Raw genomic sequence first — 13845 nt, forward strand, 5'->3', positions numbered from 1 at the left:
AAAAGACCGTTTCATGACGCAGCATCGCTTCGGCCCAGGCGTTAAACTCCGCCAGTTGCCGAGGAAACCGCCATGCCCCCGATTCTGTCCCTGCGTCATTACAGCCACGAAGTGCTCAGCCATAGCCACGACCATGCGCAATTGGTGTTCGGCCTGGCTGGCGAGCTGCAATTCGAAGTGGATGGGCAGGGCAGCCGGGTACTGCGCCATCATCTGGCGGTGGTACCGGCCGAAGCACGCCATACCTGCGGCAGCCCACGTGGCAGCCAGTGCCTGGTGCTGGATCTACCGACCACCGATTGGCTCGAGCACCAACTCGGCCACCACGCGAGCGACATCCAGCGCCTACTGGACAAACCCAACGCACTGCAGCTCGATCCATCCCAGGGCCAATTGCTCAACTGGCTGGCCAGCAGCCCGATCAACGACCCGGTCATCGCTGGACAGGGCGCGGCCTTGCTGCTCGGCAGCCTGGCCTGTAGCCGCCAGCAACGTGAAATAGCGGGTTTGCCCCTGGCTGCACTCGATCACTACATCGATCAGCATGCGGCTCACCCGCTGCAGGTGGCAGATCTGGCACGCCTGGCCGGTCTTTCGGTGGCGCGTCTGCATGCCCGTTTTCTCGCTGAAACCGGTCGTACGCCCATGGAGCACATCCGCCAACGGCGCCTGCAACTGGCTGAACAGCTGCTGCGCGACAGCGACCTGGCGGTTGGCGAAATCGCTGCACGGGTCGGTTACAGCTCGCAGAGCGCCTTCACCGCCGCCCTCTCCCGCCATCTGGGTATGACGCCGAGACAGCTGCGTCGCGCTCGCTAGCGATCTTGCCGGCACCATTACCTGAAACCACTCCGGACACGTCCAGGCTACAGCTGGGTCGTAGGGTGCGCCGTGCGCACCGCAAAACTATCGGTTGTCCTCGGTGCGCGCGACGCACCCTACGCGCAGGCGAGAGTCTGGCGATAAAACGCCTCGCTCGCGCGACAGACAGCAGCTGCCTGCGACGCCTAGACTGCGCCGCATCATCGAAGGAGTACCCCATGCAAACCATCGAATGGCAGGATTTCGAGAAAGTGGAGCTGCGCGTCGGCACCATCCGCAGCGCCCGTCCCAATGAAAAGGCCGTGAAACCGGCCTACGTGCTGGAAGTCGATCTCGGCGAACTGGGTATCAAGACCTCCAGCGCACAGATTACCGCGCACTACGGCTGTGACGAGCTGATCGGCCGCCAGGTGCTGTGCGTGTGCAATTTCGCCCCCAAGCGTATCGCCGGGGTGCGCTCGGAGGTGCTGGTAACAGGCGTCTACGACAGCGATAACCGCGTCGTCCTGGCCGGCTTCGACAAGCCGCTGCCCAACGGTGCGCGCCTGGCATGACGCAGCGTAACGCTCTGCTGGCGATTCACCTGGGTGCCCTGCTGTTCGGCCTGTCGGGTATCTTCGGCAAACTCGCGGCGACCACACCGAACATGATTGCAGGCGGCCGAGCCTTCTTCGCCGTACTCGCCTTGAGCCTGGCTGCGCTGCTCTGGCGCAGCCGTAACGCGGTTCGTCCGAGCCTGCGGCAGATGGTTCTGCTGATACTCGGCGGCCTGCTGCTCGGCACGCACTGGGTCACCTTTTTCGAAGCAGTGAAGATCTCCGGCGTCGCCATCGCCACCCTGGGTTTCGCTAGTTTTCCGGCCTTTACCGTATTGCTTGAGGGCCTGCTGTTTCGCGAGCGCACCCGCCCCAGCGAGTTCGCCATGGTCGGCGTGGTGTGCGTGGGGTTGATCCTGGTCACCCCGGAATTCAGCCTTGATAGCAGTGCTACCACCGGCCTGCTATGGGCAGTGCTGTCGGGCTTTCTGTTCGCCCTGCTGTCGCTGCTCAATCGCGCCAGTACGCGCGGCCTCGATCCGGTAAAGGCCGCGCTGTACCAGAACGTCGCCGTCTTGATCTGCTTCCTGCCGCTGGCCTGGCCGCTGCTGCCCAGCGTGCGCCCAGTAGACTGGCTGTGGTTGGCGATGCTCGGCATCTTCTGCACGGGCCTGGCACACAGCCTGTTCGTCGCCAGCCTGCGCGTGCTCAAGGCGCGCACCACGGCCGTGATCTTCGCTCTGGAGCCGGTCTACGGGATTCTGTTCGCCTGGTGGCTGTTCAGCGAGCAACCGACGCTGCGCATGCTGGCTGGCGGCATGCTGATCGTCAGCGCCATCTTCGTGTCGGCGCGAATGGCGCGTTGACGCCTGTCGGCATAACGCGCTCCCTGAACACAGGCCACCGAGCGACGCCAGCTCGGGAGCCTGCCTGCTTCGCCCGATCAGTTGACGCTGTAGCCACGCCCCGTCAGGCAGGCGCCCAGCGCCCGACGATAGCGCTCGGTGGCATCGGCACCCACCGGGCGCGTTGCGGTTGCAGGATCGAAACCGCTCTGCCCCACGGCCCAGCTGTGGCACTCATAACGATCACGCCCCTGCTGCTCGACACTCTGGCCGCTGGCTGGATAGGCGATCACTTCATAGCTGGCGACACTATTGCCTTGTATTGCCGGAGGCGGCGTGACGACCTCATAGCGCTGGGCATTAGCGTTCCATAGGTAGTAAGTGCCTGCTGCGACGAAGTACAGCGCACTCCCGATCCACAGTTCACGTGCACCTTCCGGCAAACCATGGTGATGACCACCGGGCTTCCACTGACCCCAACCCGGGCCGCCTGGAGCCGGCCCACCCGGCCCGGGTGGGCCAGCCAGTGCCTGGGCAGAAAGCACCAGGGTCATCAATGCCAGGATCACGGAGCGTTGCAGCGACATACTTCACCTCTCACAGAATGGCCATATCGGCTCGAGGCAAATTATTCGCGCGCACTCGCAGTAGCGGGGTAAGCCCTGTGTAAAGAGGGGGTAAAGCTTCTGATACGTGTCCGCTCAAGCGCGGTCGTTGTGACCCAGATCGCGGCCGGGATCGATCAGGTCGCGCACCCGCTGCTTGAGTACCTTGGCCTCGGGAAAACCACCATCGGTCTTGCGTTCCCAGATCTGCTGGCCATTGCAGAGGATACGAAAAACGCCGCCGGTACCTGGCTCCAGGCTGACCCGGCCCAGTTCATCGGCAAAGGTGCTGAGCAGTTCCTGGGCCAGCCAGGCGGCGCGCAGCAACCACTGGCACTGGGTGCAATAGGTGATGACGATTTCAGGCTTCTGATCGGACATGGCAGCGGCTCTACGGTGGGGCTTGATGCCTATAATAACGGCCTTTGTCTCTGCTCCTGCCGGAAACCACCATGCGCCGCCTGTTCTTTTCGCTGATCTGCCTGTTCGCCCTGTCCAGCCTGCCCGCCATCGCCGCCGAACGTGTCGGTCTGGTGCTGTCCGGTGGCGCCGCCCGCGGCCTGGCGCATATTGGCGTACTCAAGGCATTGGAAGAACAAGGCATTCGCATCGATGCCATCGCTGGCACCAGCATGGGCGCCATCGTCGGCGGGCTCTACGCAGCAGGCTATTCGGTAGCGGAGCTGGAACGCCTGGCAGTGGAGCTGGACTGGCAACAGGCACTCTCCGACTCACCGCCACGCGAGGACATCCCCTTTCGCCGCAAGCAGGACGACCGCGACTTCCTGATCAAGCAGAAACTCAGCTTCCGTGACGACGGCAGCCTGGGCCTGCCGCTGGGCGTGATCCAGGGCCAGAATCTCGCGCTGCTGCTGGAAAGCCTGCTGGTGCACCGCAGCGCCACCCGCGACTTCGACCATCTGCCGATCCCCTATCGCGCCGTGGCCACCGACGTGGTCACCGGCGAACAGGTGATCATGGGCAGCGGTCACCTGCCGCAGGTGATGCGTGCCAGCATGTCGATTCCCGCCGTGTTCGCCCCGGTGGAAGTGGACGGCCGCCTGCTGGTCGACGGCGGTATGGTCAACAACGTGCCAATCGACGTCGCGCGGCAGATGGGGGTCGATCACGTCATCGTCGTCGACCTCGGCATGCCGCTGAAACCGGCCAAGGAGCTGCTCACCGTGGTCGACGTGATGAACCAGTCGATCAACCTGATGATGCGCAAGAACTCCGAAGCTCAGCTCGCGACGCTGGAAGCGGACGACGTACTGATCCTGCCGCCTCTGGCCGGCTTCGGCGTGGCCGATTTCAACCGTGGCGAGCAGATGATGGACGCCGGCTACCGCGCCACGCAGGTTCAGGCAGAACGCCTGGCCCGTTTGCGTACCAACAGTGCCGGCAACCCGGCACTGGCCATGGCGCGCTCGCGCGAACAGCGCACGCCGGTGATTCGCGAGATTCATGTGGAGAACGACTCGAAAGTCGGCGACGCGGTGATTCGCCGGCATATTCGCCAACCGCTCGGCAAACCGCTGGACGTAGATCGCCTGCAGAAGGACATGGGCACGCTGTATGGCCTGGATTACTTCGAGCGCGTGCAATACCGCATAGAGCCTCTGGATGAGCGCGGCAGTGCGCTGGTGATCGATGCCCGCGGCAAGCGTACCGGCACCGATTACCTGCGCCTGGGCCTGAACCTGTCGGATGACATGCGCGGCGATAGCGCGTTCAACATCGGCGCCAGTTACCGCATCAACGGCATCAACGAGCTCGGCGCGGAATGGCTGACACGCCTGCAACTGGGCGACCGCCAGGAACTCTACAGCGAGTTCTATCAGCCACTGGATGCCGGCTCGCGTTACTTCGTCGCGCCCTACCTGTTCGGCGAAGCGCAGAACGTCGAGGCGATTCTGGACAACGACCCGATCGCCGAATACCGCCTGGAGCGCTACGGCTATGGCCTCAACCTCGGTCGACAGATCGCCAACAACGGCGAGATTCGCTTCGGTATCGCCCAGGCCTGGGGCGAAGCGGATGTACGCGTCGGCGAGCGCGACCTACCCAGCTTCAGTTTCAGCGAGGGCTACTACGAGCTGTTGTACTCCTTCGACACCCTGGACAACCTCGACTTCCCACGTACCGGCGAGGATATCGGCCTGATGCTGCGCAAGTACGACCGCGGGCTGGGCTCGGACGAGGAATATCGTCAATGGCAACTGAAGCTGGACAAGGCCTACAGCCACGGCCCCAATACCTGGCTGTTCGGTGGGCGCTACGGGCGCACGCTGGATGAGGCGGAAGTGGTCACCTCGGGCTTCATTCTCGGCGGTGCCCAGGAATTGTCGGGCTTTCGCCAGGACTCGCTGAGCGGCCAGAACATGGCCTTGGCGCGGATGATCTACTACCGGCGCATGACGCAAACCTCCATGCTGCCGCTGAACTTCCCGCTGTACCTGGGCATGTCGCTGGAGCGCGGCCGCGCCTGGAACAACGACAACGCTTTCGATAGCGGCTACATCAATGCGGCCAGCATATTCCTCGGCCTGGATACGCCGCTGGGCCCGCTGAACTTCAGCTATGGCTTCAACGACGAGCGGGAGAAGGCGTTGTATCTCAATCTCGGCAAGAGCTTCTGAAACGACCAGGCCGCGCATATGCGCGGCCTGGTCAGGTACAGCGGCACAAGGCGATCAGGCGATTTCTGCCAGCAACTGGCGCGCCGCCTTCCTCTGCTCGTCGTCACCGTGGTCGATCACATCGTTGAGGATGTCGCAGGCGGTGGCGATATCGCCCTGCTTGATATAGGCCAGAGCCTGATTGAGTTTGGTCATATGCTCGGGGTCGGTCGCCAACTGGTCGATATCCCCCTGTAGCGCTGCTGTGGCATCGGCCTCGCCGGAGAAGGCGTCGAGGAAGTTGTCATCCAGCTCCTGCGGCTCATCGATCAGTACCATCTCCATCTCACCGAAGGCACTCAGTTGCTCGTCTTCGTGATGCAGCTCGAAGACCTCGGGCAACTCCTGCAGGTTGCTGGAGAACGAAGTATCGAACTCGGGCTCGGCGACAGCTTTGGGTTTGGCCTTGGCAGCCGGGAACGGGCTGACCAGATCCCAGTCGGCATCCAACGACAGGTCGTCGAGATTGAGCTGGAAATCAGACTCGGCCAACGACTCACCCGCCGACGCGGCTACCGGCGCAGTCGGCTGCGCCGCTGGCTCGCTGGGCGCATGCTGCAGAGCAGGATGACGCGCCTTGAGCGCATCGATACGCGTCGCGTCGAAGCCCTCGGCATGCAACACTGCCTCCTCACGGGCGAAGGCGGCACCATCACCCAGCTGGGCCACAACTTCCAACAGGCGGAAACGCAGATCAGTACGCTGCGGCTCCTGGGCCAGCGCCTGGTCGAGTACACCGCGCGCCTCGCTGAAACGGCCGTAGGCGATATAGACGTTGGCCGCTTCCAGCGGATCGACCGGCCCCTGCGCACGCTGCTGGACGGGTGCAGGTACCGCCGGGGTAGCAGCGGCCAGTGGCGCGGCTACAGCGGCCACTGCTGGGCGGACGGGCTCTGCGGGACGCTGCGCCTTGGGTTCCACCTGCACCACCGGCGCTGGTTTTGCCCGGCGCCGCACGGCCCACAACAGAGCGCCCAGCAACAGCAGCAAGGCGATGCCACCTGCCAGCAGCGTGGAGAACCAACCCCGCTCGGCAGGTGCTGGAGCTTCCTGAACAGCCGGTGCGGCGACTACCGGTGCTGCAACGGGGGCTGCGGAAGCTCGCTGCTCAGCAAGCTCAGCCAGTTGCGCATCCTTCTGCGCCAGTTGTTCCTGCAATTGCTGAAGCTGCGCTTGCAGCTGTGCCAGCCCCTGCTGCAGTTGCAGGTTTTCTGCCGCCTGGTTGGCCAACTCCAGATCGACCTGACGCTGGCGTTCCAATACCTGTTGCAGGCTTTCCGTCTGCTCGGGCGCGGGCTCGACAGCCGCCAGCGGCGCACTCACAGGAAGCTCTGCACTGGTGACGGCAGGCGCGGAGACGGGCGTTTCAGCGACAACAGGAGCATCAGGCTGAGCGGGACTCGAACGCGACGCATCAGGCAGCAGCAAATCGGCGCCGGCCTGCAAGCGGCTGGGATCACCACCAGCGAAGGCGCCAGGATTAAGTGCCAGAATGCCCTCCATCAGCGCCTGTTGCGACAAGCTGCTGCCCTGTTCACGCAGGCGAGCGGCGATCGACCACAGGCTGTCGCCACGTGCTACCTGATGGCGATGCCCCGCTGCAGAGCTGGGTGGTGCCACGGCACGCACCGATGCCGCAGGCGCAGCCGCCGGGCTGGCAGGACGGGAGTCTAGAGCAACAGCCGGCGCCGCTACTGCCGTATAGGCAGACGAACCTGGCGGATCGAGCAGAACCGTATATTCACGCAGCAGTTGGCCGTTCGGGCGCGCCACCTCGACGATGAAATTCAGATAGGGTTCGCGTACCGGGCGACTGGATACCACGCGGATCACGCTACGCGAACCACGCAGTAGAGGGGTGAAACGCAGATCGTTGAGGAAATAGAGGCGATCGACACCCGAACGGTTGAACACCTCGGTCGACGCCAACCCAACGCGTATGTCCTGCGCACCGAGATCGGCGACTTCAAGCAATTCGATCTCGGCCTCGAAAGGCTGATTCAAGGCCGAATGCAGGGTGATCTCACCCAACCCCAGCGCCGGAACCATTCCCGAATAGAGAGCGGAACCCGACGCCAAACCCAACATCAACTGACGCACCCGAGCCATGTGACCTCCAGGGTTATCCAGGCTCGAACGCAGCCTCCTCAACATCCTGTATGAGCACTCCGTGACCGGAGGCTGCGCCCTGAACAAAAAATCGAGCGCGGACGACTGTTCCCTGTCGAGCCCGGCTCGTACTGCATTATGGCTACTAATTCACAAAGTAGCGTGTTGGGCGCCAGTTTGCCGACGAAGCACAGTGCCATCAAGCGCCATCAGTCAAAAAATAGGCACAAGAAGACAACCATTCAAGTGATTATCGGAAAATTGACAGTGGCGAGATCGCTTACTTCAGCAAGTTACCGAGCACGCGCGCATGCACCTGCTGACAGCGACGCAGATCGTCCTCGTCGATGCCGACAAAGACTTCCTGACGCAGCTGAGTGGAGATCGCTTCGATCTTCTCGATCAGCGGCTGCGCCTTGGGCTGCAAAGCGATCTTCTTGGCACGGCGGTCTTCCGGAACAGCCACGCGCGTGACCAGCTCCTGGCTTTCCAGGCTGTCGAGCAATCGGGCCAGGGTAGGCCCTTCCACACCCACACTCTGAGCCAGCTCACGCTGGGTAGGCATCTCGGTGAAACGCGCCAGGTGCAGCAATACCAGCCAGCGGGCCTGCGACAGCCCGAGGCCGACCAGGCGCCGGTCGAGCTCGGAGCGCCAGGCTCTGGACAGTTGGGCGACTTGCATGGCGAAGCGATGTTGATCGGGGTAAGACATGGGCAAGCGGACTCGTACAAAGGTCAAAAACTAATTATTAGCTAGCTAGCCATAACCCGGTACGCAGGGCAAGCCCTGTTTGTGGCCGGGCATTTCAGAATGCGACCACGTCACCATGCCGATCACCGTTTTTCACAGGGACACGCGGTTGCGACCAAAGGCCTTGGCCTCGTATAGAGCCCGATCAGCCTGCTCGTACAACTGGCTCAGTTCAGCCTGGGTGCCAGGGCTCAGGCAGGCAATACCGATGGACATCGTCAGTACCTCGGCACTGTCGGAACCACGATGCGGAATGGCTGCCGCCTGCAGAGACTCGCGCAGTGCCTCGGCCCGGCGCTGGGCCTCCTCGGCACTGATATCGAACAGCAGCAAGGCAAATTCCTCACCACCCAGTCGCACCCCCATATCCAGAGGGCGCCGCGCTGCCTGCTCGATCAACGCCCCGACCCGCTGCAACGCAGCATCGCCGGCCTGATGGCCATAGCAGTCGTTGTAAGCCTTGAAATGATCGATATCGCACAGCAACAACGCCAACGACTGGTCATTGCGCTGCGCTTGGCGCCACAGGCGTTCGAACTGTCGGTTGAAGCTGCGTCGATTGTGCAGGCCGGTCAGGCTGTCGTGGTAGGCGAGCAGTCGCATCAACCTGCTGATCAGAAAATGCTCGCGCGACTTGTACTCCAGGAGGTAGCAACCGACGGCCCCGGTGAGATTGCCGAACACGAGAAACAGCACATTGTTGATCAAACGCGGCGCTGTCAGCCCTGCGGCCAATTCCGCCAGCACATACGCGAGCATCACCACCAGGGAACAGGCCAGTGCCTCGCTCAGACGCAACCCCACCAGAAAGTACGCCGCCATGCTCACCAGTAGCAGGCCTTCATAGGGGTAGTTGGGATCAGCGCGGTGGGCAATGCCGACGATCAGCGCTGCACCCACGCCAAGCACGAGGATGCAGGCCATGCTCAGCGGCAACAGCAGATGAATGTGTCGACGCTGCAGAATCAGAGCCGCGCACACCAGCAGGATGAGCAGCACCACCACGCGCACGGCGATTATCCAGTTCAGGTGCGACGCCGGCACCACGAGCACATCGAGCGCAGCCAGAGCCAACCAGATGATCATGGCGACGCTTAGCGCGAAACGCTTGAGTTCGAAACTGTCTTCGAGCATGTGAGCGCGATACTCACGCTCCAGGCCTCGGGAAAAACGCAACCAGCGAAAACCCAAACTCAACTGGTCGGCATAAGGGCTCGGACGAACCTCATCGAGCCAGGCGTGATAGTTAGGCACCGTTACCTCGTTCAGTGGCGACCTGCCCCACACCTTAGCCGCGTCAGCGAGATGCCGCCAGAACCTTGCCGGCTAATTGCCTGCACGTCAGGGCGCCAGGCTCACATTTCGAACTCGGCCTGCAGTGCCGCACGCACGCAATAGAGCACTGCCTCGTCGACCCGGCCGGCGAACAGCGGCGCGATTTCGCTCACTGCTGGCAGCTCGCCCTCGCCGTCGAGGAAGGTTTCCTGAATCTCGCCGAGCAATTCTTCGGGCAGATCCAGCGCCTGCTCAAGGGTCAGTTGCTGCTGGGCGATGGCCTCGGCCAGCAGGCTGTAGACGTTCTTCTCGCTGCAACCCAGTTGCCCGGCGATCTGCGTTGGGGTCATGCCGGCGCGAGCCAGGCTGACCAGTTCATGGCGTAGATCGGCAACGGGAGCTGGCGCCTCGTCTGCCGCGCCGCCATTGAGCACCTCCAGGAAGGCCTGGCCGTAACGTTCGAGTTTGCGCGCACCGACGCCGCTGACCTCGGCCATCTCGCTCAGCGAGCCGGGCTGGCTGCGCAGCATCTCCAGCAGCGTGGCATCGGGGAAAATCACGTACGGCGGCACGCTGTGCTCCTCCGCCAACTTGCGGCGCAGGCTGCGCAGCGCTTCCCACATCTCCCGCTCGTGGCCACGTACCAGTTGGCTGGCTGCGCTGCTGGAGGCCTTGGCCGCCTGCGCCGGCTTGGGCTCACGGCGCAGCTGCAGGCTGACCTCGCCACGCAACAGCGGCCTGCAACTCTCGGCCAGGCGCAAACCACCAAAACCGTCCAGGTCGACATCGGCCAGACCACGGGCGACCAGCTGGCGAAACAGCGTGCGCCACTCGACTTCGGAAAAGCCCTTGCCGACGCCGAATACCGCCAGGTGCTGGTGACCGGAGGCGCGGATTTTCTCGTTGTCACGGCCGAGCAGAATGTCCAACAGATGGCCAACGCCATAGCGCTGACCACTGCGATAGACGGCCGACAATGCCTGGCGGGCCGGCTCGGTGGCGTCCCAGGTCTCGACACCGTCGATGCAGTTGTCGCAGTGACCGCAAGGATTGGGCAATTCTTCATCGAAGTAGGCCAGCAGCGCCTGGCGCCGGCAGCGCGTCTCCTCGCACAGCGCGAGCATGGCATCGAGCTTGTGCTGCTCGATGCGTTTGTGGCGCTCGTCACCTTCGGAGTTGTTGAGCATCTGCTTGAGGAATATCACGTCCTGCAGGCCGTAGGCCATCCAGGCATCGGCCGGCAAGCCGTCACGACCGGCACGACCGGTCTCCTGGTAGTAGGCCTCCAGCGACTTGGGCAGATCCAGGTGGCAGACGAAGCGCACGTTGGGCTTGTCGATGCCCATGCCGAAGGCAATGGTGGCCACCATGATCAGGCCTTCCTCATTGAGAAAGCGCTTCTGATTGAAGGCACGCAACTCGTTGGGCAGGCCGGCGTGATAGGGCAAAGCCGGGAAGCCCTGGCTGCTGAGAAAGTCGGCAACCTCCTCGACCTTCTTGCGCGACAGGCAGTAGACGATGCCGGCATCACCCTTGCGCGCGGCCAGGAAGCCGAGCAACTGCTTGCGCGGCTGATCCTTGGGCTGGATGCGGTAGAAGATGTTCGGCCGGTCGAAACTCGACAGAAAACGCTCGGCGTTTTCCAGATGCAGGCGCTGGACGATTTCTTCGCGGGTGCGCTTGTCCGCCGTGGCGGTCAGGGCAATACGTGGCACCTCGGGGAACAGCTCAGCCAGTTGCCCGAGCTGCAGGTACTCCGGACGGAAATCGTGGCCCCATTGCGAGACGCAGTGCGCCTCGTCGATGGCGAACAGGGCGATGTCCAGCCCCTGCAGGAAACTCAGCATGCGCGGCTGAACCAGGCGTTCAGGTGCCAGGTAGAGCATCTTGATCTGCCCGCGACGGATGCGGTCGGCAATCTCGCGCTGCTCATCGACGCTGAGGGTGGAGTTCAGCGCAACGGCAGCCACACCCAGTTCGTCGAGGGTGGCCACCTGATCGTCCATCAACGCGATCAACGGTGAAACCACCACCGCCAGGCCTTCGCGCATCAGTGCTGGCACCTGGAAGCACAACGACTTGCCGCCGCCAGTAGGCATCAGCACCAGAGCATCGCCGCCCGCGGCCACGCGCTCGATGATCGCGGCCTGGTTACCGCGAAAAGCGTCGTAGCCGAAAACGTCTTTGAGAATGCGCTGGGCGTGGTCGAGCATGAAGGCCTCCAAATCGAGCCGCGCATTATGCCGCAGGATGGACGACAGCAGGGTGTCTGGCCGTCCGAAGCTGCTGAATCGCCGCTTTCAGAGCGCACCGCGCTGGCCGCAGGGGCAGCGGTGGACTAGAATCCACCCTCGTTTATCCCTAAGCCTCAAGGTAGCCCCACGATGTCCTTCGCTGAGCAACTGTCCCGCCTGCAAGCCTTTCTCGATGCCGATGAGCTGCACGAAGAGGCGTTGGACTACGTGGCCGCCCACGGCTACCTGACCGCCTTGGCCATCTGCCCCGAGCAGGTGCCCGAGCGCGAATGGATCGACGCGCTGTTCGCCGAACCGCCGCACTACCGCAGCGATGCCGAACGCGAAGAGATCGAGAGCACGCTGATTCACCTGAAAGCCCATATCGCACGTCAACTGGCCGGTGAGGAAGAGCCGGAGCTGCCGTGCGACCTCGACCTGGGTGAAGAGCCGGATGATTCCGACCTGCGCGGTTGGTGCATCGGCTTCATGGAAGGCGTGTTCCTGCGTGAGTCGATCTGGTTCGAGGATGCCGAGGACGAAGTCAGTGAGCTGCTGCTGCCGATCATGGTGGGCTCCGGCCTGTTCGACGAACAACAGGAGTTCGCCGAGATCGCCCGTGACCACGACCTGGTGGACAGCATGATCGACCAGATTCCCGAGTTGCTCACCGCCCTCTTCCTGCTCTGCCAGGCTCCGGAAGAAAAACCTGCCCTGCTCAAGCCGCGCCACTGATCACGCCGTTCGGCCATGCCCCGCGAAATCCGCGAGAGCCGTCACCGCAGCGTGCGCTACGCGCTGCTGGCGGTGGGCTGGCTGAGTGTCGCATTGGGCGTCATCGGCATTTTCCTGCCGGTGTTGCCAACCACCCCCTTCCTGCTGCTCGCTGCCGCCTGCTTCGTCAGAAGCTCGCGGCGCTTCTATTTGTGGCTGGTGATGCACCCGCACCTCGGCCCATGGATTCGAGACTACCTCGACGGCCAGGGTATTCCGCGCAAAGCCAAGGTCTATGCGTTGAGCCTGATGTGGGCGAGCATCGCGTTCTCCTGTTACCTCGTGCCGATGTTCTGGGCGCGAACCTTCATGCTGACCAGCGCCGTGTTGGTGAGCATCTACATCCTGCGCCAGAAGACCCTGCCCAATCCCTGAGGTACTGAGGTAGCCCCTCCGATTGCATCCGCACTGCGGGGTGACAGGCACGTCATCGACAACCTTTTGACACCGCACGTCTACTGCAGCGCAGCGGCCGGCAAAAAGCCGACACCTCGCCTAGACTCTGCGCATCAAGCCTGGAGACAACGATCCCATGCGACGGCTGCGTACTCAGGGATGGCGCTGGCATCTGTCGATCCTCTGGATCGGCGGCGTGCTGCTGGCTGGCCTGGCACTGGCCAACTGGGACTTCGCCCTGGTGCTGAAAAACGCGGAAAGCCGCTATGGCGAACTCGGCCCGGCGCGCAAACGTATCCTCGACTGGGAAGAGCTGATCAAGAGCAGCAGCGCGCTGGCGGAAGCCGACAAGCTCACCGAGGTCAATCGCTTCTTCAACCGTACCGTGCGCTTCGTCGACGATATCCAGCTGTGGCGTGAGAACGACTACTGGGCCACCCCGGTAGAAACGCTGGTCAAGGGCGCCGGCGACTGCGAGGACTACTCCATCGCCAAGTACTTCACCCTGCGTCGCCTCGGAATTCCCAGCGAAAAGCTGCGCATCACCTATGTCAAAGCGCTCAATTACAACCAGGCGCACATGGTGCTGACCTACTACGCCAGCCCAAGCGCCGAGCCGCTGGTACTGGACAACCTGATCAACGACATACGCCCCGCCTCGCAGCGCAAGGATCTGTTGCCGGTCTACGCCTTCAATGCCGAAGGCCTCTACCTGCCAGGCTCGAATACCCGCAAGAGCGACTCGAAGAAGCTCTCGCGCTGGCAGGACATCCTGAAAAAAATGCATGCCGAGGGTTTCGCCGTGGGCGAAGGCTAGGAG

At 62.9% G+C, this 13845-nt stretch carries 13 protein-coding genes; 7 read left to right on the top strand and 6 right to left on the bottom strand.

Features of this window, described 5'->3' with window-relative positions; translation table 11 throughout:
- The first annotated feature begins 72 nt into the window (after window positions 1-72).
- The 3 genes from HS968_RS15335 to HS968_RS15345 all read left to right on the top strand — a co-directional run bounded on the left by HS968_RS15335 (window position 73) and on the right by HS968_RS15345 (window position 2224).
- Window positions 73-819 (top strand): helix-turn-helix transcriptional regulator, encoded by a 747-nt coding sequence (locus HS968_RS15335; RefSeq protein WP_182366926.1) that lies wholly within the window; start codon window positions 73-75, stop codon window positions 817-819.
- 221 nt (window positions 820-1040) lie between these two features.
- Window positions 1041-1376, top strand: coding sequence for a tRNA-binding protein (locus HS968_RS15340; RefSeq protein ID WP_179624683.1), 336 nt, complete (start codon window positions 1041-1043; stop codon window positions 1374-1376).
- Window positions 1373-2224: a DMT family transporter gene (locus HS968_RS15345; protein WP_179624682.1), complete on the top strand. Its 852-nt coding sequence runs from the start codon at window positions 1373-1375 to the stop codon at window positions 2222-2224. The genes HS968_RS15340 and HS968_RS15345 overlap by 4 nt, the downstream gene beginning before the upstream one ends.
- Before the next feature lie 77 nt (window positions 2225-2301).
- Here the strand turns inward: HS968_RS15345 and HS968_RS15350 are convergent, their stop codons facing one another.
- Window positions 2302-2790: a hypothetical protein gene (locus tag HS968_RS15350; protein WP_179624681.1), complete on the bottom strand. Its 489-nt coding sequence runs from the start codon at window positions 2788-2790 to the stop codon at window positions 2302-2304.
- 114 nt (window positions 2791-2904) lie between these two features.
- On the bottom strand, window positions 2905-3189 hold the full coding sequence (locus tag HS968_RS15355; protein WP_119691658.1) for a SelT/SelW/SelH family protein: 285 nt from the start codon (window positions 3187-3189) through the stop codon (window positions 2905-2907).
- A 71-nt stretch (window positions 3190-3260) separates the two neighbouring features.
- Between HS968_RS15355 and HS968_RS15360 the strand changes: the two genes are divergently transcribed.
- Window positions 3261-5447, top strand: coding sequence for a patatin-like phospholipase family protein (locus HS968_RS15360; protein WP_182366929.1), 2187 nt, complete (start codon window positions 3261-3263; stop codon window positions 5445-5447).
- Window positions 5448-5501: 54 nt separating this feature from the next.
- Here the strand turns inward: HS968_RS15360 and HS968_RS15365 are convergent, their stop codons facing one another.
- The 4 genes from HS968_RS15365 to recQ all read right to left on the bottom strand — a co-directional run bounded on the left by HS968_RS15365 (window position 5502) and on the right by recQ (window position 11834).
- Window positions 5502-7595 carry a FimV/HubP family polar landmark protein gene (locus HS968_RS15365; protein ID WP_456107216.1) on the bottom strand — a complete coding sequence of 698 codons (2094 nt, stop codon included), beginning with the start codon at window positions 7593-7595 and terminating at the stop codon, window positions 5502-5504.
- A 280-nt stretch (window positions 7596-7875) separates the two neighbouring features.
- The gene (locus tag HS968_RS15370; protein WP_119691661.1) at window positions 7876-8307 is read right to left on the bottom strand and encodes a MarR family transcriptional regulator; all 432 of its coding nucleotides are present in this window, start codon (window positions 8305-8307) and stop codon (window positions 7876-7878) included.
- A gap of 132 nt (window positions 8308-8439) precedes the next feature.
- Complete coding sequence (locus tag HS968_RS15375) at window positions 8440-9600, bottom strand: GGDEF domain-containing protein (protein WP_179624679.1); 1161 nt, start codon at window positions 9598-9600, stop codon at window positions 8440-8442.
- A 101-nt stretch (window positions 9601-9701) separates the two neighbouring features.
- Window positions 9702-11834, bottom strand: a complete 2133-nt coding sequence (recQ, locus tag HS968_RS15380) for a DNA helicase RecQ (RefSeq protein WP_182366932.1) — start codon at window positions 11832-11834, stop codon at window positions 9702-9704.
- Window positions 11835-12005: 171 nt separating this feature from the next.
- On the opposite strand from recQ, the gene HS968_RS15385 reads away from it, so the two are divergent.
- The 3 genes from HS968_RS15385 (at window position 12006) to lapG (ending at window position 13842) form a co-directional block, all read left to right on the top strand.
- Window positions 12006-12590 carry a UPF0149 family protein gene (locus HS968_RS15385; RefSeq protein WP_119691664.1) on the top strand — a complete coding sequence of 195 codons (585 nt, stop codon included), beginning with the start codon at window positions 12006-12008 and terminating at the stop codon, window positions 12588-12590.
- Window positions 12591-12605: 15 nt separating this feature from the next.
- A complete protein-coding gene (locus tag HS968_RS15390; RefSeq protein ID WP_179624677.1) occupies window positions 12606-13004 on the top strand; it encodes a YbaN family protein in 399 nt (132 codons plus the stop codon).
- 157 nt (window positions 13005-13161) lie between these two features.
- Window positions 13162-13842, top strand: a complete 681-nt coding sequence (gene lapG, locus HS968_RS15395; protein WP_182366935.1) for a cysteine protease LapG — start codon at window positions 13162-13164, stop codon at window positions 13840-13842.
- Window positions 13843-13845: the final 3 nt, after the last annotated feature.

Source organism: Pseudomonas berkeleyensis, from assembly GCF_014109765.1.
GTDB lineage: Bacteria > Pseudomonadota > Gammaproteobacteria > Pseudomonadales > Pseudomonadaceae > Aquipseudomonas > Aquipseudomonas berkeleyensis.